General features: G+C 61.3%; 17 protein-coding genes. 7 read left to right on the plus strand and 10 right to left on the minus strand.

Features of this window, described 5'->3' with window-relative positions; all coding sequences use genetic code 11:
• Window positions 1–53: 53 nt before the first annotated feature.
• The 3 genes from F455_RS0116785 to F455_RS0116795 all read right to left on the minus strand — a co-directional run bounded on the left by F455_RS0116785 (window position 54) and on the right by F455_RS0116795 (window position 3,482).
• The gene (locus F455_RS0116785) at window positions 54–1,088 is read right to left on the minus strand and encodes a lysylphosphatidylglycerol synthase transmembrane domain-containing protein (RefSeq protein WP_157578987.1); all 1,035 of its coding nucleotides are present in this window, start codon (window positions 1,086–1,088) and stop codon (window positions 54–56) included.
• Window positions 1,069–1,617, minus strand: a complete 549-nt coding sequence (locus F455_RS0116790) for a sterol desaturase family protein (protein WP_211212347.1) — start codon at window positions 1,615–1,617, stop codon at window positions 1,069–1,071. The genes F455_RS0116785 and F455_RS0116790 overlap by 20 nt, the downstream gene beginning before the upstream one ends.
• Window positions 1,618–1,940: 323 nt before the next feature.
• Window positions 1,941–3,482, minus strand: a complete 1,542-nt coding sequence (locus F455_RS0116795) for a GH39 family glycosyl hydrolase (protein ID WP_018974479.1) — start codon at window positions 3,480–3,482, stop codon at window positions 1,941–1,943.
• A gap of 219 nt (window positions 3,483–3,701) precedes the next feature.
• Here F455_RS0116795 and F455_RS0116800 point away from each other — a divergent pair, with 219 nt between their 5' ends.
• Window positions 3,702–4,901: a XylR family transcriptional regulator gene (locus F455_RS0116800; RefSeq protein WP_051084231.1), complete on the plus strand. Its 1,200-nt coding sequence runs from the start codon at window positions 3,702–3,704 to the stop codon at window positions 4,899–4,901.
• 11 nt (window positions 4,902–4,912) lie between these two features.
• Here F455_RS0116800 and F455_RS0116805 read toward each other — a convergent pair whose 3' ends face one another.
• The 6 genes from F455_RS0116805 to F455_RS0116830 all read right to left on the minus strand — a co-directional run bounded on the left by F455_RS0116805 (window position 4,913) and on the right by F455_RS0116830 (window position 17,736).
• The gene (locus F455_RS0116805; protein WP_018974481.1) at window positions 4,913–7,297 is read right to left on the minus strand and encodes a glycoside hydrolase family 31 protein; all 2,385 of its coding nucleotides are present in this window, start codon (window positions 7,295–7,297) and stop codon (window positions 4,913–4,915) included.
• Window positions 7,298–7,430: 133 nt separating this feature from the next.
• Complete coding sequence (locus tag F455_RS0116810; protein ID WP_018974482.1) at window positions 7,431–9,029, minus strand: GH35 family beta-galactosidase; 1,599 nt, start codon at window positions 9,027–9,029, stop codon at window positions 7,431–7,433.
• A gap of 5 nt (window positions 9,030–9,034) precedes the next feature.
• Window positions 9,035–10,993, minus strand: a complete 1,959-nt coding sequence (locus tag F455_RS0116815; RefSeq protein ID WP_018974483.1) for a sialate O-acetylesterase — start codon at window positions 10,991–10,993, stop codon at window positions 9,035–9,037.
• A gap of 2 nt (window positions 10,994–10,995) precedes the next feature.
• Window positions 10,996–13,266, minus strand: coding sequence for a WD40/YVTN/BNR-like repeat-containing protein (locus tag F455_RS0116820; RefSeq protein ID WP_157578991.1), 2,271 nt, complete (start codon window positions 13,264–13,266; stop codon window positions 10,996–10,998).
• Window positions 13,267–13,288: 22 nt separating this feature from the next.
• On the minus strand, window positions 13,289–16,162 hold the full coding sequence (locus F455_RS0116825) for a TonB-dependent receptor (protein ID WP_018974485.1): 2,874 nt from the start codon (window positions 16,160–16,162) through the stop codon (window positions 13,289–13,291).
• Between the two features lie 680 nt (window positions 16,163–16,842).
• Window positions 16,843–17,736 carry a LysR family transcriptional regulator gene (locus F455_RS0116830; protein WP_018974486.1) on the minus strand — a complete coding sequence of 298 codons (894 nt, stop codon included), beginning with the start codon at window positions 17,734–17,736 and terminating at the stop codon, window positions 16,843–16,845.
• 103 nt (window positions 17,737–17,839) lie between these two features.
• On the opposite strand from F455_RS0116830, the gene F455_RS0116835 reads away from it, so the two are divergent.
• From F455_RS0116835 to F455_RS0116860, 6 genes are all read left to right on the plus strand, one after another.
• Window positions 17,840–18,166 carry a carboxymuconolactone decarboxylase family protein gene (locus F455_RS0116835; protein WP_018974487.1) on the plus strand — a complete coding sequence of 109 codons (327 nt, stop codon included), beginning with the start codon at window positions 17,840–17,842 and terminating at the stop codon, window positions 18,164–18,166.
• 49 nt (window positions 18,167–18,215) lie between these two features.
• Window positions 18,216–19,253: a zinc-dependent alcohol dehydrogenase family protein gene (locus F455_RS0116840; RefSeq protein ID WP_018974488.1), complete on the plus strand. Its 1,038-nt coding sequence runs from the start codon at window positions 18,216–18,218 to the stop codon at window positions 19,251–19,253.
• A complete protein-coding gene (locus tag F455_RS0116845; RefSeq protein WP_018974489.1) occupies window positions 19,250–19,666 on the plus strand; it encodes a DUF2255 family protein in 417 nt (138 codons plus the stop codon). The genes F455_RS0116840 and F455_RS0116845 overlap by 4 nt, the downstream gene beginning before the upstream one ends.
• Window positions 19,667–19,707: 41 nt before the next feature.
• Window positions 19,708–20,127, plus strand: a complete 420-nt coding sequence (locus tag F455_RS0116850) for a (R)-mandelonitrile lyase (RefSeq protein WP_018974490.1) — start codon at window positions 19,708–19,710, stop codon at window positions 20,125–20,127.
• Window positions 20,128–20,152: 25 nt separating this feature from the next.
• On the plus strand, window positions 20,153–20,788 hold the full coding sequence (locus F455_RS0116855; RefSeq protein ID WP_018974491.1) for an NADPH-dependent F420 reductase: 636 nt from the start codon (window positions 20,153–20,155) through the stop codon (window positions 20,786–20,788).
• A gap of 90 nt (window positions 20,789–20,878) precedes the next feature.
• Window positions 20,879–21,178, plus strand: coding sequence for a hypothetical protein (locus F455_RS0116860; RefSeq protein ID WP_026293482.1), 300 nt, complete (start codon window positions 20,879–20,881; stop codon window positions 21,176–21,178).
• A gap of 189 nt (window positions 21,179–21,367) precedes the next feature.
• Here F455_RS0116860 and aspA read toward each other — a convergent pair whose 3' ends face one another.
• A complete protein-coding gene (gene aspA, locus F455_RS0116865) occupies window positions 21,368–22,765 on the minus strand; it encodes an aspartate ammonia-lyase (protein WP_018974493.1) in 1,398 nt (465 codons plus the stop codon).
• Between the last annotated feature and the right edge of the window lies 1 nt (window position 22,766).

Below are 22,766 nucleotides of genomic sequence, written 5' to 3' on the forward strand. Positions count from 1 at the left end.
CTTGATTACCGGGCAACACCTTTCCACCTCAAGGCCTCCACCGCGATGTGCGTCTATTCTGGGCGTGCGCTTGGCATGCGGCGCGCCAATAGCGCCGTCGCAATTGCTCCGACAATCAAACAAACGTAGAGAGTTGCCGCGCGCCAGATCAGCAATGCCGTCGCGAGACCTACATTCGGCACCCACATTCCAAGTGTGGAGCTCAGTCCAATTTCGGCCGCTCCTGCTCCGGCGGGAATGCCCGTCCATATAGCCGCTTGCAGTACGAGCGCCTGCAGCAGAAAGGTCAGTGCAAACGAGACCTGATGTCCGAGAATCAGCAGCGCGAGCCAGAGTATGCCGTAACGCGTCAGTTGCTGAAGGAAAGTCAGGGTAACGATACCGAACAAGAAAGCCGGCCCTGCTTCGAGAATTAGTTGCATGTCCGAGCGCAGCTTGGCAAGAAGATCCGACACCATCAACTGTATGGAACGCACTTTTGGCCAGCGTCGGCTCACGGCGTTGGATCCGAGCAACGCTTTCGCCAGAGTGCGTCGCGCGAGCCACGCCCCCGCGGCGAGAATTGCGATCAGTGCACTCGTGGTGAGCGCCAGCGTGCGCAAATGAGCCAGCGCGGCGGAATGGATCAATACAAGACCGGCGACGGGAAGCGCCAGAATAAAAAAGAGTATGTCTAGTCCCTGGTCCACTGCGGTGATGCTCGCAGCACTGCTGGTCGAGGCTCCGGCGCGGTGTAAGTAGTACAAGCTGGCAGCATAACCGCCAATGCCGGCAGGTGTTGCAATGAAGGCAAAATCCGTGGCTAGGGAAATTCCCAACAGATGCACGACGCCTGTCGGTGAAGCCAAGCAATGCACGAGCAGACGTAATTTGAGCGCTCGGGATATCCAGCTAGCCGCGAGCAGTGCAAAAATAGCAACGTACCCAAGAACTGGAAAATGAAGCGTAGCCGCCAGCGCATCTCGGCCGCCGAGCATGATTGGGATGGCAACCGTCGCGCCTAAGGCGACGGCGATGAGCAGATATCCAGTGCGTTGTGCACCAGATGCCCAGACACTTCGACCGACGTCAGCCCTTTTCGGAAGCACGTGCGCCCGTTCGATCGGGATTGGATCCGCGCACTGATTTCGACGTGTATCGCGTACCCAACAAGATGTCCCAGAGTGGCGTAGTCACGCCGAAATTCGCATTGGGGTGGTGGTGATGGATATGATGTGCCGCCGCCCAACGTCGAGGCAACGAGCGCCGAAAATGGACGCTGTGAATGATGGCATGGCTTAGTCCGTAAGCGGCATATCCGGCTGCCAGCCCGCCCGTCAGGAGCAACGCAAAGCTTGTCGGCAAAAGCAGAGCCAACACGGCAGCCACCACCAGTATGCCTAGCGGCGGCAGGAAAAAAGGCAACGCGTCAAACGCCAACGGCGTCTGGTGATGCTTCCAGTGGCTCTCTTTCAGGACGCGCACCGGTCCGTGGAAAAGCCAGCGGTGAAAGCAGTACTCGATAAGGCTAAAGACGACCAGTCCGAGGACGATGGTTAGAACGCCTACGGTCGGATGAAGGTCGCGGCGGCCAATACCCGCAAAGAGCAAGCCGAAACCAACCGCAATGTCGGCCACGAGGCCGACCCGACTGTTCGCTCGGGTGGTGGAGATCCATTGCAGAACTCGTAGAGTCGACCTGTCCCGCCTCTCGTGTGAATTAGTTAGGTTCATAACCATTGCATACGCGACGGTGGCGACGAATGGGTTCCCGTATACCCGCACCTACGCACGGAACACGGCTACAACACGTTCTACTTAAGTTAAGGGCACACATCCAATTTCCCTTAATACAGCAAAAACGACAGCGAGCGTTCCACACCGTCGCTGTAATGCTACGCGTGAATTCACTGCACGGCCAGCATCTGCAAATTGATGTCGTAGACGACGAACAAAGGCGCTTACGGCTTTGGCATCAACTCGTAGGCGGTGATCTCCACCAAGACGACATCGTTTGATCGCATGGGGACGGACAATGCCGCTCTGCCTTGTGCATCGACGACGAACGTATACACATCGGCTTTGTCCGAGGTTACGGCTCGCAGCTGTTTCTGCTGGTCGGTTGACAACGATTTCGGGGAGCCCATGCGAAGGTATGCGGAGTACGCATCGTTGGCGTCGTAGCCAGTCCTGTAGATGGCAGCGCGATATCTGCCCGGTCGCATATGCTGCAGGTCGAGGCTTACGGAGCGCGCCGGCAGAGACGGAAAGACCTTGGTGTAGAAAGGGCGATTGCTTTGGTTCTGTTGAGGTTGAACGAAATCCCACACCAGCGCTTTGAGTACGTTGTCATTCCACGTGACATGACTTTGCGCATCCGTGGTTTTCAATTCAGACGCGCCGAGTCGGTTCAAATACTTGTATGCGAAATAAACCGGCTTGCGGATACCTTGCGGGTTCATCAGGCCAAAGCCGCCCTGAAACGGCGCCGTGGGCGGACCGGGCTCCTCGAACAGATCGCTGAAGGCCCAGTAACTCATGCCTTGCGCCATGTCCTCGCACGCTTTGAACTTGTCGAGAACATATGCTGCACTCACATACGAATCGTGTACGGCGTCGCGCGGCGTGTAGCTGGTGCTCCATTCGGTGAAATAGAGCGACAAGCCTGGCCTCGAGGAGCCGTCGATCTGTCGGCGCACGCGACGGACGTCGCCTACGATCGCATCCGGCAAAGGCGAGAGCTTGGTATCGCTTTCGCCATGTTCGTCGAGAAAACCGCCGTCGACGCCGTAGGTGTGCGTGCTGACGAAATCGAGCGGCACGCCGGCATGCGCTGCGTGTTCGATCAACTCCGGCACCCATGCCGCGCCGGCGGTAGCGGGACCGCCCACTTTTAATTGCGGATCGATGCGATTGATCGTACGCGCGGTGACGTCGAAGAGTTCAAAGTAGGCTTTTTGATCGCCGCCCTCCCAGAAACCACCGAGGTTGGGTTCGTTCCATACTTCGAAATACCAATTGCGGATCTCCTGCGGTCCGTAGCGTTGCTGCAAATGACGCACGAAGGCGTCGACCAGCGCGCTCCACTTCGAAAGGACGGGGTGGGATGTATTGCCCTTCCAGTAGAAGATGCGCTGATCCGAGGTTTTCATCGCTTCGGGTGTGAAACCCAGCTCCACGAATGGGCGCATGCCGATCGCCAACAATCGGTCGTAGAGACGGTCGATCTTGCTCCAGTCGTATACCGGCCTGCCGTCGACTTCGCGGTAGGTGCCGAGAGCATCATGGAAGATGGCGTGAAAGCGGAGGTAACGGAAGCCGAGTTCCTTTCGCACCGTCTCGAGTTGGGCAAGACTGTCGTCGCGAATGAGCGTGCCCGGGTAATCGGAACCGACGGAGAAGTTGTACGACCGATCGAGCGGCGCCGACTCTCGTTCCACGTCGATGGTGATATGGCGTGTCCCCTGCCCGCCTTCGACCGTGGGCACCAAGCAACTCAGCATGCATACAACACCGGCTGCGGCCCAAACTCTGCGATACCGCTGCACTCTCGTTCTATGCATGAGCTTGCTTTCTCACCTCAAAGTCGAACAAGAGGTGAAGTCCAACAAATTCGGGTCGCTGATTTCCAGAGGGAGACTTTTATGATTTTTATCAGACTTGGCCGCCATCACGAGCGATAATGCCTTTACGGAAGTGGCTGACCACCTATCCACGCGGGAATGTCCCTACATTACGGAACCGAAACACCCACCATGTCGCCTCATCGGATTGCCCTGCTGTTCAATGCGAACAAGGTCTACGACCGGCAAATCATCGCGGGCATCGGCGACTATCTGAAGTCGACACGCATGGTTTGGGATCTTTTCATGGAGGAAGACTTCCGCTCTCGCACGGTCGGCATTCAGAACTGGCGAGGCGACGGCATCATCGCAGACTACGACGATCCCACCGTAGCCGAGGCACTTTCCGGCCTGCCCATTCCCGTTGTCGCGGTTGGCGGTTCTTATGCGAATGAAAGCCAGTATCCGGCCAAGGTCCCCTACGTTGCCACCGACAACGTCGAACTTGTGCGCCTGGCCTACGTCCACCTGATTGAGCAGGGTCTGCAGCATTTTGCCTTCTACGGCCTGCCGCCGTTGCCCGGCAACCGCTGGGCGCAGGAACGCGAAGTGGCCTTTTGCAACATGGTCGAGCACGACGGATTGCAAGGCATCGTCTACCGCGGTTCCCAAACCAGCGCCGGTGGCTGGGGTCTGGCGCAAGAAGAAATGGTCTCCTGGGTTCGGTCGCTGCCCAAGCCCATCGGCATTATCACCGTCACCGACGCGCGTGCTCGACAACTCCTGCAGGCCTGCGTCGTCGCCGACACGCCCGTGCCCGAACAAATAGCCGTCGTCGGCATCGATAACGATCCGATCGCGCAACTGCTCGGCCGCATTCCGTTGTCGTCGGTGATCCAGGGTGCTGAGGAAATGGGCCGGCGCGCCGCGCAGATTCTTCATCAGATGCTGCATGGCGGCGATCACTCCAATGTACGGATCGTGGTTCCCCCTGCCGGTTTGTCGGTGCAAACTTCCAGCCTGCATCAGCCGTTGAAGAGCCCGCACGTGATGCGCGCACGTCACTATATCCGCCAGTACGCGCACCTCGGCATCAAGACCGAGCAAGTTGCTCAATACGTCGGCATCTCCCGCTCCTTGCTCGAAGAGCACTTCAAACGCGAGCTGAAGAAAACCGTGCACGACACGATACTCGAACACAAGCTCGAGATGGCTCGCGGCATGCTCAGCGACACGTCAATGCCGCTTGCCGAAATCGCAGTCCGTTGCGGCTTCACCACGCTACAGTACATGTACGCGGTGTTTCGCCGCGTATACAACTGTACTCCGCGCGAATTCGTCAAGTCAGCTCGCGGTTGATATCAAGCGCGCTAGGGCTTGCCCGACGATCCACCGGGCATGCCGGCCGACGCCGTTCCGGCAATCTGCAACAGCCCTGGCGCGGCCTTCGCGAGTGTCTTGTCCCCGCCCGACACGCCCAAGCGCTTCGCCGCGTCGTTCCAGCGCAGAGTCGTCGTGGTGCCTGTGCCCTTCTCGTAGGCATACGATGCGCCATCGTCGTCGTAGAGCGAGAAGCCTGCGTCCTTGCCCGGATAAATCTTGATCGCAGCGATTGCCTGTTTCGTCGCCGTCGACGGAATCGGAGCGCCGAGCGGAACGATCGATCCGGCTCGCACGAACACCGGGATGCGATCAATCGGCGCGGCCACCTTGACCCATTGGCCACCCTGATAGCGCTGGTCGGTCCAGTAGTCGTACCAATCGCTGCCGTTCGGCAGATAGACGTCCTTGCTCGTCTGGCCCTGCTCGGTGACCGGTGCGACGAGAAAGGCGGGACCGAACAGGTACTCCGTGCCGAGATTGGCAACCGCCGGATCGTCCGGGAAGTCCATCCACAACGCACGCATGAACGGCATACCGGTGTCGTAAGTGTGCTTGGCGCAGCTGTAGAGGTACGGCAGCAACTGATAACGCAGCTTGTCGTATTTCGCCATGATCGCTTCGGCCTCGTGACCGAAGGCGAAGATTTCGGTGTGCTTGCGGTCACCGTGCAGGCGCAGGGTCGGCAGGAAGGTGCCGTATTGAAACCAGCGCGTCAGCAATTCCGGATAGTCGTGGTATTCGCCGACCACGTCGCGCGCATCATTCGGATCGACGAGTGGCGGTTTGCGCGCGTTGCTCGTCGCCGGCAGCGGCTGCCAGCCGCCGATGTCGTTGCCCCAATACGCGATGCCCGACGCCGTCATGTTGAGCCCGGCAGGAATCTGTCGCTGCAACGCCTCCCAGGTTGGTTGGATGTCCGATGACCAGAACAATGCGCCGGTACGCTGCGAGCCGAGATAGGCAGCGCGGCTGAGGATCAGCACACGCTGATTGGATTTCCACGCGCGCATGCCCTGGGCGACGCCTTCGACGTGCAGCAGCGGATAGACGTTGTGATAACGATCGCCCGAGCCGATCGAATAGAACAGGCCGTCCGGCACGAGGTCGGGCTCGGTTTCATCGAGCCACGGGTAGTCGAAACCATGGCTCAGGATATTGTCGCGTGCGCGCTCCCAGAACCAGCGACGCGCTTCGGGATGTGTCGCGTCGAGCAGTGCGCCGGCGCGGTCGGAACGAAATGGCAGACCGTCGACGGATCGGCCGTTCTTGTCCTTGAGCAGGTAGCCTTTGCGGTCGAGCTCGTCGAAGTAGCGGCTGCTCTTCTCGAAGCGCGGCCATATCGAGATGATCGAGCGCAGACCGAGACCGCGCAACTCGCGGTTCATGCCGTCCGGATCAGGAAATTCGGTTGGGTTGATATCGAGTTGGCCCATTCGCGTCCAGTAGAACCAATCGAGCACCACGACGTCGAGTGGATAGCCCTTCTGCCGATAGGTGTTGGCGACGCCGAGGATTTCCGCCTGACTGGCGTAGCGCGCCTTCGATTGAATCAGGCCGAAAGTGGCCTTGGGCGGAATCGGGGTCTTGCCGGTGAGGCGCGCGTAACCGGCGTAGATTTCCGCCGGCGTGCCGACGATGACGAAGAACGATACACGCTCGCCGACTTCGGAAACCCAGTGCGTTGCGCCGTTGATCGCGACCGCCACGCGCGTCTGCGCCGGGTTGTCCCAGACGAGGCCATAGCCCTTCGACGAAACCAGGAACGGGATGCACACGGTCTCGCCGCCCGGAGCGTCGTACCAATGCTTGCAATCGATCGCGCGACCGCGCAGATCGAGCGCGCCGAGCGATTCCTGATTCTGGCCGAGACCATAGAAATGCTCGTCGGCGGATGCGGCAAACGTGGCACCGACGGCCCAGGTCGCCTCCCCGGCCACCTCGTGCGGATTCATCTCCCAGCCGCGCAGGTCAAGAATCGTTTCGCCTTTCGCGTTTGCGACTTGCAGGCCGACCGGCGCAAGCATCGGTGCAAAGTATTTTTCCATCTGACCGACGACATGCGGCGGCGGCGCGGGGTTGACATGCAGGGCTAGCGCGTCGGACACGAAGCGGTCGCCCGAGGCATCGCTGGTCCGCTTGAATGCCGCGTGCTCCGGCTGACCGTTGATGCCGTAACCCGGCGCAGCCAGGGCGAGCGCCTTGTCGGTCGCAATCGTGACGTGAACAAGGTTCGCGCCATAGGCCTCGACGCGCACCCACGCCCCATTGCGATCGAGCACGGCGAGCGGCGGCGATGCGGCCACGGCAGCGTCGACGAGCCCGATCATGCCGATGCCGGCAACAAAAATTCTTCGCAGCCATTGCAGGTTCATGTCGAACTCCGTGAATCGCACTCAAGCATACGGCTCTCGTTCGCGCGTGGGCAGTGCGATATTTCCCGCGCACGAATTTTTTTGCTCATGACGAGCAGCGCGAATGAAACCAATGTGTTGCGCATGACATCCTTTAATAGGTGGCAAGCCGTAGCTTGAGAATCTGCGGCAGAGTGCTGAAATTGAGTCCCCAATCGGTCTGATCGCCGTTCCACAGCCGCTTGAATATCCAGCGACCAGCGTCGTAGCGCCCTTCTTCGACGCGATCGAGCAGAAAGCGTGCGTCCTTGCGCGACTTCCCGGCGATGAAATCGACGCGCACATTGCGGCCGGTAACGAGATATTCGTTCGCGCCGAGTTGCGCGATCAACACACCGCCGTCGAGTGCCGCATTGCCCTTGGCCGGCGCGCTGCCGAACGGATCGTGGCCGTAGCTCACGCGGACCTGCCAATCGCCGAGATCGAGCGTCTGCTCGTGCGTGTCCTGCGGTTCGGCAGCGCCCCACAGCTTGCCCGCATAAGCGGCCTGCGCGATCTCGCCGCTCATCGGCGCGAGCAGACGATAGTGCGCGGCGAACGGCTCCAGTGACTTCGCATCGATCGCACGCGCGCCCAACGGATAGTTCGAATAGCCGGTGTAGTCGATGCCGAACGGCGAGAAGCCGATCGCGTGGCGACCGAGCGCGGCGAACAGATAGCGCGCATAGCCCGCCTCGCTGCTTGTCTCGGCGACGAAGAGCGGATTGTCGGCACGCGCATAACGCTCGAGCACTGCGGTGTACTTCGCGTACTCGGGCAGGTAGATGTCGGGCGCGAGCACGTCGAGCGCAGGCGCGGCGGCCTTCCATACGTCGAGCACGTTGTCGGTCGGGCCGCCGCTCGAATAGCTGCCGGGCTTACCGGGCGTGAACGGATCGCGCAGCGCGCAGTTCGCATACATCGGCAGCGGGTAGACGACCTTGCCCGCGGCGGCGACCTCGCCGACGAAGTGCGCGACCGACCAGGCCTGGAAAATTTCGTCGGCATCGCTGCCGAACAGCGTGCGCCAGGTGCCTGCCGGCTTGCGGGTCGCGCGCAACAGCTCGGCCGGCACCGGCCCGGAGAACAAGGCGTCAGCCGCGGGCGAGTGATCGCGGTCGGTGCCGTAGGTGCCGGTTTCGTTCTCGACCTGGACGAGGATCACCGTGTGCCGCTCGCCGTCGATTCCGCGCAGATGCTTCATCAATTGCGTAAACGCCTTGCGATCGGCGGCCAGCGTCGCCGCAGCGTGCGGCGATAACGAGTTCAACACCTTGCCGTCGCGCGTGCGCATGCGCGGGAAGCGCGCATCGTCGAGCTTGACCCAACCTGGAGCATAGCTCGGCCCGTTGTTCTTCCAGGTCGCAAACCAAAGCAGGACCAGACGCACTTCGTGCTCGCGCGCCTGGGCGACGAGCGTATCGAGAAAGCCGAAATCGAACTGCCCTTCTTTCGGCTCGATCTGTTCCCAGGCGATCGGCACGGCGACAGTGTTCGCATGCATGTCCGCGATCGCCGGCCACACCTCGGGCAGCATGTCGGGCCAGGCGCTCGAATTGTTCACCTGCGCGCCGAGGATCAAATAAGGCTTGCCGTCGACGAGCAAGGCGTGGCGTCCGTCGCTGCTGACGATACGCGGCAGCTCGCCGGCGACAGCAGTGGCGGAAACCGTGGCGACGAACAACAGTGCGACGAATAGTCGTTTCAGGCGCATGATTCTCATCGCTTAGGCTCGCTGCGGAATGGCGCGGCCGGCAGTCCGACGCGGTCGATCAGATTGGCATCGATCGGGTTGTCGCTCCAGGCGTAGCGCACCGCGGTCGGTTGGGCGACGGTCGGGCTGGAGACCACGATGCTGTCGCCGTTGATAGTCGCCTCTGCGGGTTGGTAGTGCAGGTCCGCGCCGGCGACCTCGAAGCCGCTCACGCGCATGCCGCCGCCGCGCACCGACAGACCTTCCGGCGCGTCGAACGTCAACAGCGCACGCGCGCCCTCGATGCGTATCGCCTGGAACACAGGTCCACCCGCCGCGACGGACTCGCCGAAGACGACGCGGCGTGCTGCTTGGGCCAGGCGATATCCGACATCCTGCTTATCGGTCGGATGGATATCGTCGGGATTGCCGATGTCGATGCTCACCGCCTGTCCCGTGTGCGGCAAAGCGAGCGTGGCCGACTGCGATTCGCGCAACTCCGCCCACGGGCTCGCCGCCGGCGTGTCTTCGCCAGTGCGGAAGTTGGCCAGTTGCACCCAGAGGAACGGCAGTTCGGGCTGCGCCCATGCCGCACGCCATGCACGGATCAAGTCCGCGAACTGTTCCCGGTAGACCAGCGCCTGTCCCGGCAGCGCGTTGGCCTCGCCCTGATACCAGAGCACGCCGCGCAATGCATAACCGAGCAGCGGATGGATCATCTTGTTGTACAGCAGCGTCGGCACTTCATTCTGTCGGTAGTCGGGCACGAGACTCACCGCTGCCGGACGGAAACGCCAGGGTTCGATAAGCGGCCTGCGCGCACTACCGTCCGGCTGCACGTAGACCTGGGCCGCGTCGCCGTGGATGCCACCTCCACCACTGAGATCCTCGACCCGAATCGCGACGGTGTTGAGCCCTTCGTGCAGCGCACTCGACGACACCCGGTAGGCACGCGCGCCATTCCATTGCTGCACGGTCTCTCCGATCTTCACTCCGTTGATCCAGGTGCGGTCGGAATCGTCGATCATGCCCAGGCCCAGCGTCACGCCACGTGCCGCTTCCTCCGCACTCAAGCGGAAATGCGTGCGGTACCAGGCGATGCCGTCCATGCCGTAGTAGCCCTGATCTTCCCAGTAGCGCGGCACGTCGATCGGCGCCCAATCGCGCTCATCGAGCGTTTCGGTCGCCCAGGCCGGATGGCCTGCACGGTCGAGCACGTCGCTGCTCATCGTGCGCCAGTGCGCAAGCCGGCGCCGCGTGACCGCGAGGCGCGAGGCTTCCTCTTTCTCCTGTCGCTGCACCGCGTCGGCGATCGATTGCGGATTCGCGTTCGCTGTACGTGAATCCATCCAGGCCTCGATGCGGCTGCCGCCCCAGGTACTGTTGATCAGGCCCTGCGGCACGCCGGTGCGCGCCTTGATCGTGCGCGCGAAAAACCAGCACACGGCGGAGAAGTCGCCGACTGTCCGCGGCGTAGCGGCAACCCAGGTGCCACCGGCGAGGCCATCGGCCGGCGCGAGCGCCCAGGATTTCGGAATCTTGAAATGGCGGATCGTCGGATCGTCGCCGCGGGCGATCTCTTCTGTCGCGTTCTGCGCCTGGCTTACCGTGAACTCCATGTTGGATTGGCCCGAACACAGCCATACGTCGCCGATGAGCACATCGCGGACCTTGCGTACGCTGCGGCCATCGCTGGCCTCGAGCGTCCACGGCCCGCCGGATGCGTGCGGCGGCAGCGTCGCGCGCCAGCGGCCATGCGCATCGGCGCGCGCTTCGGCGTCGGCGCCATCGAAGCGCACGTGCACCCGCGTACCCGGCGTCGCACGGCCCCAGACCGGGATGACGCGATCCCGCTGCAACACGGCGCCGTCGCTAAATGGTAGCGACAATTGCAGCCCCGCTTCGGCGTGAACGGCGGGCGCCGCCATGACGACCGCGACGAAGCCGCGTGCCGCGAAACAAAAACATCGTCGTGCGAACTCCATGCTTATGGTTTCTCCCCACATCGCGTCGTAGTTGTGGAATTGCGCGTTGCCGTACACGGCGGCTCCACCGGATCGCCGTAGACGATGCCGCGGCCGGCTGCGCCGAAATAGAGTCGGCCGAAAACGCGCGGGTCGCCGACGAGATGGTCGATACGGCCGTAGCGGTGCCCGGCATCGTCGATGCGCTGCCAGCTCGCGCCTTCGTCAGTCGAACGGAAAATGCCCTGTTCGCCCTTACGGCGGCCGGCGACGAACAAGGTCGGTGCCGTTTTGCCGGGCGCGGCCTTGCCGAAGCCGAGTGCATCGACGCCCGTGATCGATGCCATGGTCGCAGTGATGCGGCCGTCGGCGTCGCCGCGCATCAGCGCCCGATTGCGGGCTGCGATCCAGAGTAGGCCAGCCGCTGCGGGCGAAACATAGAGGCGCGGCCCCGCGGCTCCGCGTGCAGCATCGCCGAACGCGCCGCCGATCGGCGCGAAGTGCGCTCCGCGGTCGCGACTGACGTAGAGTTTTCCGCTGCGCGCAGCGCTCGCGTAGAAGCGCGACGCGTCGACACGATCGGCGAGCACATGCTCACCGCCTTCAAGACCGTCGGCAGCTGCCCAATGCCGGCCAAAATCGCGCGTCAGAAAAACCCGCTTCGACCCCGACGGCGCCCACACTACGGTCTCTGCATCCGCAGCGATCGCAATGCTGCCTGCGCCCTCGCCTTCGCCCGGTTCGCTCGCGAACGCCTGCCATGAACGGCCGCCGTCGATCGAAAATGCAGCACGCACCACGCCGCCCGCGGGATTTCTCGTCCGGCCGGCGCGCACGATCAGCTCGGGCTTGTGCGCGGCGAAGTCGATGCTCTCACCGTTGCTGTAGCGCTGCGGAATGTCGAAGTGCGGCGGTGCGACGTCGAGATCGTCGTGGCGAAAGCCGTCGAGATCGCCGAGCGCGCTCAGCAACGGCGCGCCCTGCGGCGGACTGATCAGATCGAGCGCGACGGTCTCCTCGAGACCGCGGTCTTCGAAACGCCAGTTCACCGTGCTGCCCTGATCGAAGCCGAGCATGTTCGTCGAAGCCCAGATGCCGTAACCGGTGACGAACAGCACACGATCGGAATCGAACGGATCGATCGCGATCGAAGCGATCCAGTGTGGCCGGTGCGCGGCGACCCAAGGCGCGCCGTCGTTATCGAAGCGCGAGCGTGCCAACACCGGCTGCCAGTGCGCGCCGCCGTCGCGGCTGCGGAACAGCTCGTCACCCAGATCGTAGCGTGCAAACGTCGCGGCCATCACAAGCTGCGGATTGCGCGGATCGACGGCGACAGCACCCCAACCAAAAAAACCGCGCGGCAGCGGCGTGATGTTCGTCCAGCGCTGCGCGGCCGGTTCGTATTTCCATACCGCGCCGTCGTGCATGCTGTCGGGGCCGGGTTCGTCGCCGTAACTCAAGTAGAAGGTGCCGTCCCCTGCGCGGGCCATATGGTTCGGGCGTAGGCCGATCGGCTGGCCGGGCACGGCGGTCCAGGTGCGGCCAGCGTCGGTCGAACGAAACAGACTTGTCTCGCGCGTCGATACGCCCGCGTACAAGGTTGGCGTCGGCTGGCCGGATTTGCCATTGGCTGGATCGAACTCGACGAAGACGATTCCGATCGCCTGCCTGCGCCATGCGTTCGCCGCACTCGCGCCGGCCGAGGTGGCCGCGTCGGGAAAGCTCTTAACATTGCTCCAGCTCGCGCCGCGATCTTCGCTGCGCCACAAACCCGCGCCGCGCGAACCGAAGAACAGCACGCGACCGTCGTGCGGATCGACTGCAAGGCGTTCGCCGTTGCCGCGGCCGAGTTCGTTGCCGCCGAGCTTGAACGGCAGGTCACTGCGCGCGAACGTGCGGCCGCGATCGCTCGAACGCAGGATCGCACCGTTCGGCGCGAAGTCAGCCGTGTAGGTGCCGGCGGCAAGATAGATGCGGTTCGCATCGGACGGATCGACGGCGAGGCTGTCGATGCCGAGCAGGTTGACGTCGGCCGCGCCGATCCAGTCAGTCAACGACGCCCAGCGCGCGGACGACGCATCCCAGCGATACGCACCACCGATATCGGTGCGCACGTAGAGCAGGCCTTTTTCGGACGCATGAAACACCAGCCCGGGAACGAAGCCGCCGCCACCGATGACGACGTTGCGCCAGCGATATGCCATTTGATCGCCGGTTGCCGCGCTTGCCCCCAACGTTCCTGCCAACAGCAAGGCACCCAACGCTAGGTGCCTTGCCCATGCCGAAGCCTTCATCGTCCGCGCAATCCCTGTGCGATCAGAACGACGCGCGCAGAGTCAGCGCATAGCGGCGATCGTTCACGTACCAGGAGGTGATATGTTTGCCGGCCGCATTCTGATACATGATCGTGCGCTGTTCGGCGTTGTTGAGATTGTTCATCTCCAGGCCGAGCTTGAGGTTGTCGTTGAACGCGTAGAAGACCGAACCATCCAACTGGCCGTAGGCGTCACTGAATACCGGCAGTTTCCACGCGATGTTGTTGTCGCCGCCGTTATAGCCGTTCGGACCAATCGACAACAGATAGTTGCTGCGCCAGTTGTAAGCCAGTCGGACTTGCCACGGACCCTGTTCGTAGAACACAGCGACGTTGAGGGCATTCTTCGACAGGCCATCCGCCGGCAGGTTGCCGAATCCCGAGCCATCGGTATCCAGCGGCACCGCATCGGTCGCGTTCGGCACGTGAGTCTTGCTCTTGATGTAGGTGTAGTTCGCCGACATGCCGAAGCCCTTGATCGGCAGGAAATCGAAGAACTGGTTCCAGCCGATTTCCATGCCATCGATCGTCGCCGTGCCGACATTCACCGGACGCGTGATCAGATAGTTGTAGCTGTTGCCGTCGACGCCCGGATACGCCACCAGTTGCGACTCGCGGCGGAAGTAGTCGCGAATACCCTTGTGGAACAGGTTGATCCACGCCATGCCGCCATGATCCGGATCGAAATACCATTCCAGCGACAGATCGAACTGGTTGGCCTTCATCGGCTTCAGGTACGGGTTGCTGTAGGAATCGCCCGTCAGATCCAGTTCGTCTACCGGCACAGAGGTTGCGCCGGTCGGAGGCGTATAACCGGACTTCACGTTGGCGCTCAGCACCTGATAGGCCTGCATTTGGCTGAAGTCAGGGCGCGCAATCGCCTTGGACACGGCAAAACGCGTGATCCAGTTCGGAGCGAACTCCCACTTCACGTTGAAGCTGGGCAGGACGTCGGTGTAGCTGTTCTTGGCGTTGATCGGAGTGGTCTGGCCCGCGCCCAGATAAGGGGCCAACGGCTGACTTGGAAACACCAGAAAACCTTGGGCGGCGTTTTTGGTGGTTACCGCGCGCACGCCGACGTTGCCGCTCAGATTGGCGTCGTCCAATCCGAATTCGAGCATGCCGTACGCCGCATAGGTTTTCTCGTTCTGCTCATTGGTGTGCGCAGCGTCGAGCACCGTGTTCTGGTACGTACCGGCATAGCAGCAAAGGTAAAACGGATCGGCGGCGCCATGGATGTTCTGGTAACTGGTCGGGTAGCCCAACGCGGTCGACAGCAGCGGCGCATAGAACGCACCCGGTATGTTGGAAGAGCCCCTGTAGAAGTTGTTGAACGTGTCCAGGTGCACCAGGCTGGAGTTGACCGTGCCGTTCAAGTTCAGGCCGGGCAACGGAACGCCGCCGGGCAACGCCCAATATTGCATCCAGGTCTGGAACACCGGCTTCCAGTTGTAGCCGGTATTGATATTCGTGGCATCGCGGTCGGTAATGCGCACGCCCGCCTTCACCGCATGCACAAACGCGCCGTCGAGGCTGTGCTTGATGTCGGCGCGCCAGGCCGTTTCGCTCGCCTCGTTCTGGTCCTGGTGATCCATGGTGAACCCCCAGTAGTAATTCGCGGGGTTCGTGGTGTAGCTGGAATCGACGCCGATGCGCGGCGTGCCACCGCCCAGGGCGATGTCGATGTAGGGCACGTTGACGCCCAACGCCACCGTGGAATCCAGACTCTTGGTCGTGGCCTTGATGTGCTGCAACTCGCTCGTGATTTCCGTGCTCGTACCCAGCACCCACTTCAAGCCAGTGGAGAAGTCCGTGGTCTTGGAGCGGCGGTTCGATGCGCGGATGTCCGTGCCCATCGGCATACCGCCGTCTTGTGTGAGGCGACCGGACTGGAACACGCCGCCATTCACCTGGCTCGGCTGGCTGGCGTCCACCATCACCTTCGTCGGATCGTTCTGCACGAAGATCGCATCCTCGTACCAGACCTCGTGGTACTTGCTCTGGAACGCAGTGGCATAAAGTTCCAGATCGCTGTTGGGGCGCCACTGGAAGGCCATATAAGCACCATCGCGCTTGCGGTCGTATTGCAGCGTGCGCCAGTCGGCGCCGCGCGGCACCCAGACGCCGCTCGGGTTCTTAAAGAACGGACGCACGAACAAGCCGTCGGTGCGCGTGGCCAGTTCGGAATGGGCGACATCGACGAGGAAGCCGATTTCGCCGGCGTTGGTGTCCCAGCGATTGCTATAGAGCGCGGAGACGGACGGCTTGTACTTCTTGACGAAGTCGCCGTAGTTCTCGCTGACCGACGCTGCGATCTTCTGATCCTTGAAGTCGAAGGGCATGAAGGTGCGCAGGTTCACCGAACCGCCCAGACCGCCTTCGATCATGTCGGCCTTCTGATTCTTGTAGACGTCCACACCCGACATCAGCTCGGAAGGCACGTCCTGGAAGCTGAGGCTGCGCCCACCGTTGGCGGAAAAACTGTCGCGGCCATTCAATTCGGAACGCACCTGCGTGAGACCGCGCACCTGCACGCCATTGCCTTCGGCGGAGAAATGCTCCGGGTCGCCCACAGAGAGGAAATGGTCGATGGTGACGCCGGGAATGCGCGATAAGGTTTCGGTGACGCTGCGGTCGGGCAACGCGCCGATGTCGGTTGCATTTACCGAATCGACAAAGGTGTCGGCGTAGCGCTTGGTGTCCTGCGCCTTCTCAACCGACGCGCGGATGCCGGTAACGGTAATGGCTTCGAGGCTTTCCGTCGTCGTGCCGTCGGCCGCCGTCGTCTTCTTCGGCCTGCCGTCATCGTCCTTCGCCGCGTTGTCACTTGTCGAATCCGGCACCGTCTGCGCAATCAGGGGTGCCGAAGACAACATCAAACACATGCCGATTGCAGTCGACAGGCGAGCCAGCTTGAATCGATGGGCGGCGGATGTCCGCGCGCCAGCAAATAGGTTACTCATTGTTGAAGCCCCTCCCAGTTATCAACGGCGTCAGCACGGCTTCGCTCGTTTTTCTTTGCTGGTTGTGTGCTGCTCGGGCTTGGACGTTTTGGCTACGAATCCGAGCTTCGGCACACTTTTTCTCAGTCGTGCTTGACGGTTACAGATGCTGGATTGTCCAGCGCTGTCAGACAATTATGAAAATACCACGCGAGACTAACGTTTCTTCATATGCACTTGCCGCATTGAGCACGAAGTCCGTCCGCGCCAAACGGGGCGTGGCCTGCCGAAGGCATGACGGAAGGGAATGGCCGGTGAACAGCCATGTCGACAGGCGACGCGGCTTCATCGCTGAGAGCAAAGCAGATGCAGGCCCGGCACGGCCGCAACCCCAGCGGAGCGCCTAGCCGCTGGCCGCTAGGGGCCAAGAAGTGGCGCTACGCATGCCCGACGGCACGTGCCAATGCTACGTGAACCGCATATTCTTCGGTCCAACTTGTACTACAACACGGAATCAGCTTCGATGACCGATCACGTTGTGGATTCTCGTTTTCGGACGGCAGAGTTCGGCCCAATAGAGGACATAAACTACTTGAGTCTCGGACCGTCACTAATCAGCCCCGCCATCGAAGCGCCTCGACAAAAAGGGAAAACGCCTGCGAAGCCTGCCGTCGGCTTGGATAGTAAAGGTAGTACCCTGGAAACGGCGGGCACCAATCCTCGAGTACGCGTCGAAGCTTACGCTTCGCGATATACGGTTGCACCAGATCCTCGGGGAGGTAGCAGAGACCGAAGCCATCCAACGCAGCGTTTAGTATCTGCGTCACGCCGTTGAACGTGAGCTGTCCGTCGACGCGCACGTGCAGCTCGCGCTTATTCCTTTCGAACTCCCACGCATAAAGGCCGCCGAGTGTAGGTAGGCGCATGTTGATGCAGATATGCCTGGTGAGATCTTGGGGCATATTCGGCACTCCACGCTTGCTGAAGTACGATGGCGCCCCGATCACAGCCATGCGCAACTCGGGTCCGATCGGCACGCCGATCATGTCGCTCGCTACTTGCTCGCCCATGCGCACGCCCGCGTCATAGCGCTGCGCCACAATGTCCGTTAACGCATACTCGACGACGATCTCTACTTTGATGTCGGGGTACTTCGGCAGGAACTTGGCGAGCTTTGGCCATAGGATCGTGTTCGCCGCATGGTCGCCACTCGTGATCCTGATGGTCCCGCTCGGCGTGTCGCGGAACTCGCTCAAGGCGTCCAGTTCGGATTCGATCTCCTCAAAATGCGGCGTTAGATTGAGCAGCAGCCGTTCGCCCGCCTGTGTGGCGGAAACGCTGCGTGTCGTCCGATTCAGCAAGCGCACACGCAGACGCGTTTCCAAGCCCCGAAGCGTATGGCTGAGCGCAGACGGCGAAACGCCCAACTTAGACGCAGCTCTGGTAAAGCTGCGCTCGCGGGCGACCGTTACGAATGCCAGCAAGTCATTCAAGTTCTCGCGTGCCATTGTTGAATTCCGCTCACAAGTCCATTCGCAATTTACCACCTTATCACCCGGGCCGGTCAGGATTAGATTTGCATCCAACGAATGACTTGCAACGAGTGCCTCCATGTCTACCGAACCCACTGCAGCGCGCAAAACCTTTGGCCAGCTTGCCCCGGCGCTTGCGGACTACACCGACAACATTCTATTCGGCGATGTGTGGGAGCGCCCTGGACTGTCACCGCGCGATCGTAGTTTGATCACCGTGGCCAGCCTGATTTCGCTATACCGCACGAATGAGCTGCCATTCCATCTGAAGAAGGCGCTCGACAACGGCCTGAGCAAGGACGAACTGATTGAAACGATCACGCACCTTGCGTTTTACTCGGGCTGGCCCACCGCGAGTTCTGCCGTGCAGATCGCGCAGCGCATCTTCGATGAGCGCGCCGCGTAATTCGATCACTGACCCCACGATTCCCACTTTCAACTGACCGGAGAAAGTTATGCGCGCAACCGTCATGCATGGCGCGGGCGACGTCCGCATCGAAACTGTTCCCGACGCCTCCATCGTCAATCCTACCGACGCCGTGATCCGTGTCACGCGTGCCTGCATCTGCGGCAGCGATTTGTGGCCATATCAGTCAATGAAGCCGAGCGAAGCTGGGCAACGCATCGGCCATGAGGCAATTGGCGTCGTCGAAGCCATCGGCCGCGATGTGCGCAGCATTAAAGTGGGCGACTTCGTGATCATGCCGTTCGCGTTTTCCGATGGCACCTGCACCTTCTGCCACGAACACTTGTATACCTCGTGCGTACACGGCGGATTCTTCGGCGCTGGTGAAGTCGCTGGCGCGCAGGCCGAAGCGGTACGCGTGCCCTATGCCGACGGAACGCTCTATGCGCTGAAGGTGCACGCCGATGAAACATCGATGGCATCGCTGCTCACGTTGTCCGACGTGATGGGCACCGGCCATCATGCCGCACGCATGGCGCAAGTAGGGCCTGGCAAGATTGCGGCCGTCGTCGGCGACGGCGCCGTCGGGTTGTGCGCTGTGATCGCCGCCAAGCGACTTGGTGCGAAACAAATCATCCTGCTTGGCCGTCATCCGGACCGTATCGCGCTCGGGCGCGCGTTCGGCGTAACCGACGTCGTCAGCGAACGCGGTGAAGAAGCGATCGAGCGCGTAAGAGAACTCACTGGCGGGTTCGGCGCGCACTCGGTGCTTGAGTGCGTGGGTCATGGTGAATCGGCCAACACGGCGATCCTGATTACACGCCCCGGCGGGCACTTGGGCCGTGTGGGTGTGCCGCAGCAGGAAACTCTGCCGTCATCGCTGCCCGCATTCTTCCACAACATCACGATAGGAGGCGGACCAGCACCGGTGCGCGCCTATATCGAAGAACTTCTGCCGGATGTGCTGGAAGGCCGCATCGAACCGGGTCGCGTATTCGACCGCGTGACGAATCTCGACGGCGTGCCGCAAGGGTATCGTGACATGAACGATCGCAAGGCGATCAAGGTGATGGTAAAACCATCATGAAAGCAGTTGCGGAATCAAACGACGACACTCATGCGCGTGGGCGCTGGTGGATGGACGAACTGAGTCGCCTGGCTGCTGCCGACGATCTCCATATTTCTCCGTTACGTGCTGATGGCGTCACCTACGGCACGCCGACGTGGATATGGTCGGTAGTAGTCGACGACGATCTGTATGTGCGTGCCTACCACGGCACGCGCTCCCGCTGGTATCGAGCCGCGCTCGCGCAGCGCGCCGGTCGTATCCGCGCCATTGGCACGACATACGAAGTCACATTCGAACCCGTAGCCGGTTCGAACCAGAGCCGCATCGATGCTGCATATCGGGCGAAATACGGCGACAGTCCTTACCTCGATGCAATGATCGGCGAACAGGCGTGCGCCGCCACCGTCAAGATAACGCCACGCGCCGAATAGTCATTTCATCGGATCGATCTTTTGCATCGGAGGAAACCACAATGGAGTTGAAACGAGCAGGATCACAACCATCCGCGAAAGGGTCCGCAGAATTTTTCACGGGTAGCGTACGCATCGATCCGCTGAACGCGCCGCCGGCGCCGGCCCGCGTTTCGTGCGCCAGCGTGACTTTCGAGCCCGGCGCGCGCACGGCGTGGCACAAGCACCCGCTTGGCCAGACCCTGGTTGTGACTTCCGGTTGCGGCTGGACCCAATGTGAAGGCGAGCCGATCGTCGAGATCCGTGCCGGTGACGTTATCTGGTGTCCGCCCGGGCACAGGCACTGGCACGGCGCGACGCCAACGACGGCGATGACGCACATCGCGATCCAGGAAGCGCTCGACGGAAAGAACGTGGAATGGTTGGAGAAGGTCTCCGACGAGCAATACCTCGCAGGTTCGAAACAGGACACGGCGCAGTAATTCAGAAATTCTTGGAAGGTAAATCATGAAGGTAGGAATTCTCGGATCGAGCGACGTCGCTAAATCCCTGGCCAGTGGCTTTCTCAATGAAGGCCACCAAGTCATGTTGGGCTCGCGGGCGCCAGAGAAGTTGACGTCCTGGGTGAGCGAAAGCGGCAATAGCGCGTCGCGAGGAACGTTCGCTGAGACCGCGCGATTTGGAGAACTCGTGGTCCTCGCCGTTCATGGAACCAAATCCGTGGAAGCGATCCAGACGGCCGGTGCGGAAAATTTCAAGGGTAAGGTCGTTATGGACGCTACCAACCCCCTGGAGATGTCAGAAGGCCTTCCGAAGCTGGTCGGTGGTCTCGGCAGTTCTGCGGGCGAACTCAATCAAAAGGCACTATCTGGCGCCTTTGTCATCAAAGCGTTCAATACCGTGGGTAACGCACATTTCTACAAGCCGCAGTTTGCCGGTGGTCCACCGGACATGTTTCTTTGCGGTGACGATGGGAAAGCAAAAGAACAAGTTTCAGCGATCTGCAGAGCCTTTGGCTGGAACCCGATCGATGTCGGCGGCATTGCGCTTTCGCATTACCTCGAGGCCACTGCGATGATCTGGATCATCACCGCATTCACCGGTGGACACTGGAACCAAGCGTTCAAGCTGCTGAGAAAATAACAGCTATCTGAAGTAACGCCGGCAGCGACTGGCGCGCGACATCCCTCTTCACCGTTTAATCGCAACTCAACTCCAACAGGATATACATCAATGAAACTTCTCTGCCTCGACGTTCCCCAACCCGGCGCCGCGATGGAAAAATACGCGCCACACATGCAGGCCGAGGTGCGCCACACCTGGAAGGCCTACAAAGGCGGCCTGGTGCGCGACATCTACTTCCGCCAGGACCGTCCCGGTGTCGCTATCATCGCCGAGGCCGACTCGGTGGAAGCCGCGAAAGCCACGCTAATGGAGTTTCCGCTGGCGAAGGCTGGCCTCATTGGCTGGGACGTCATCCCGCTGGGAGCGTTCGCCAACTGGGAACTGCTATTCGCTACGAGCAACGCCTGACGGACTTCATCAGTGCGAGTGCTGGCCGCTTGTATTCGGCAGTCTCGGAAGATGACTGGCGATGTCGGTCTCGCAATACGAGCGAGACCAAAAAATAGCGATTTGTGGCGATATGAAACGGGTAAATGGCCGCGCGCAGATTGATTCGGATCAAATCGGCGTTTCTTTCACGCCAAGTTCGCGGATCGCTCAGGGGCCGTGTGGCCGTGCGAGCTTTTCTGGGCTGAGAATTCCTTCCAGCGCTTCTTGCGTCAGTAATCCGCGTTGCAGAACGATGTGGCCGACGCCGGCGCCGGTCGCTTGTGCTTCGACTGCCACTTCCGTCGCCGCCACGTAACCAATATGCGGGTTCAACGCCGTGGCGATGCCGATGGAGTTTTCGACCTGCTGACGCAAGCGATCCTTGTTCGCTGTTATTTCCACCACGCAATTCTTCGCCAGGGTTTCACAGCCGCGGCGAAGGTGAGAAAGGCTGCGGAATAGACTCAACGCAATAATCGGCTCGAACGCATTCAACTGCAGCTGTCCCGACTGGGCGGCAAAAGTGATGGTGACATCGTTGCCGATGACTTCGAAAGCAATCTGGTTGACGACTTCGGGAATCACCGGATTGATCTTGCCCGGCATGATCGACGAACCCGACTGCCGCGGCGGCAGGTTGATCTCGCCGAGTCCCGCGCGCGGCCCCGATGCTAGCAGGCGCAGGTCGTTGCAGATCTTGCCGAGCTTCACCGCGACGCGCTTCAACGCGCCGGACAGATGCACGAACACGCCGCAGTCCTGAGTTGATTCGATCAAATCAGGAGCGGTGATGAGGTCGATGCCGGTCAACTCCGACAGCTTGCGCCGAACGAGGTCTGCGTAACCCGGATGCGAGTTGATGCCCGTGCCGATCGCGGTCGCGCCAAGATTGATCTCGCGCAGGAAGGCCATCGCCTCGACAAGGCGCAGCATGTCCTCGTCCATCATCACCGCATAGGTACCGAATTCTTGGCCGAGCGTCATCGGCACGGCGTCCTGCAGCTGCGTGCGTCCAACCTTGAGCACGTCGGCGAATTCCTCACGCTTGGCGAGGAACGCATTGCGCAATTCGGCCATCGCGACGAGCAGCGCCTGTGCCTGCGCCCACGCGGCAAGCTTCAACGCGGTCGGATAGACGTCGTTCGTGCTCTGGCCAAGGTTGACGTGCTCGTTGGGATGTAGATGACGGAAATCGCCTTTGCTATGCCCCATCCATTCGAGCGCACGGTTGGCGACGACCTCGTTCGCATTCATGTTCGTCGATGTGCCCGCACCACCTTGGATCACGTCGACGACGAACTGGTCGTGCAGCGCGCCGGCGCGGATCTCGGCACAGGCGCGAACAATCGCATCCGTCCGCGGCGCATCGAGCAAACCCAGCTCGTTGTTGGCCAGCGCCGCAGCTTGTTTGATTGCGGCGAGCGCGGCGATCAGCTCAGGGTTGTGGCCGATACGCTCGCCGCTGATCGGAAAATTTTCGATCGCACGCAGCGTATGCACGCCCCAATAGACATCGGCAGGCACCTCGCGATCGCCGAGCAGATCGTGTTCGACTCGAAAGGTCATC

The sequence above is a fragment of the Rudaea cellulosilytica DSM 22992 genome, assembly GCF_000378125.1.
Taxonomy (GTDB): domain Bacteria; phylum Pseudomonadota; class Gammaproteobacteria; order Xanthomonadales; family Rhodanobacteraceae; genus Rudaea; species Rudaea cellulosilytica.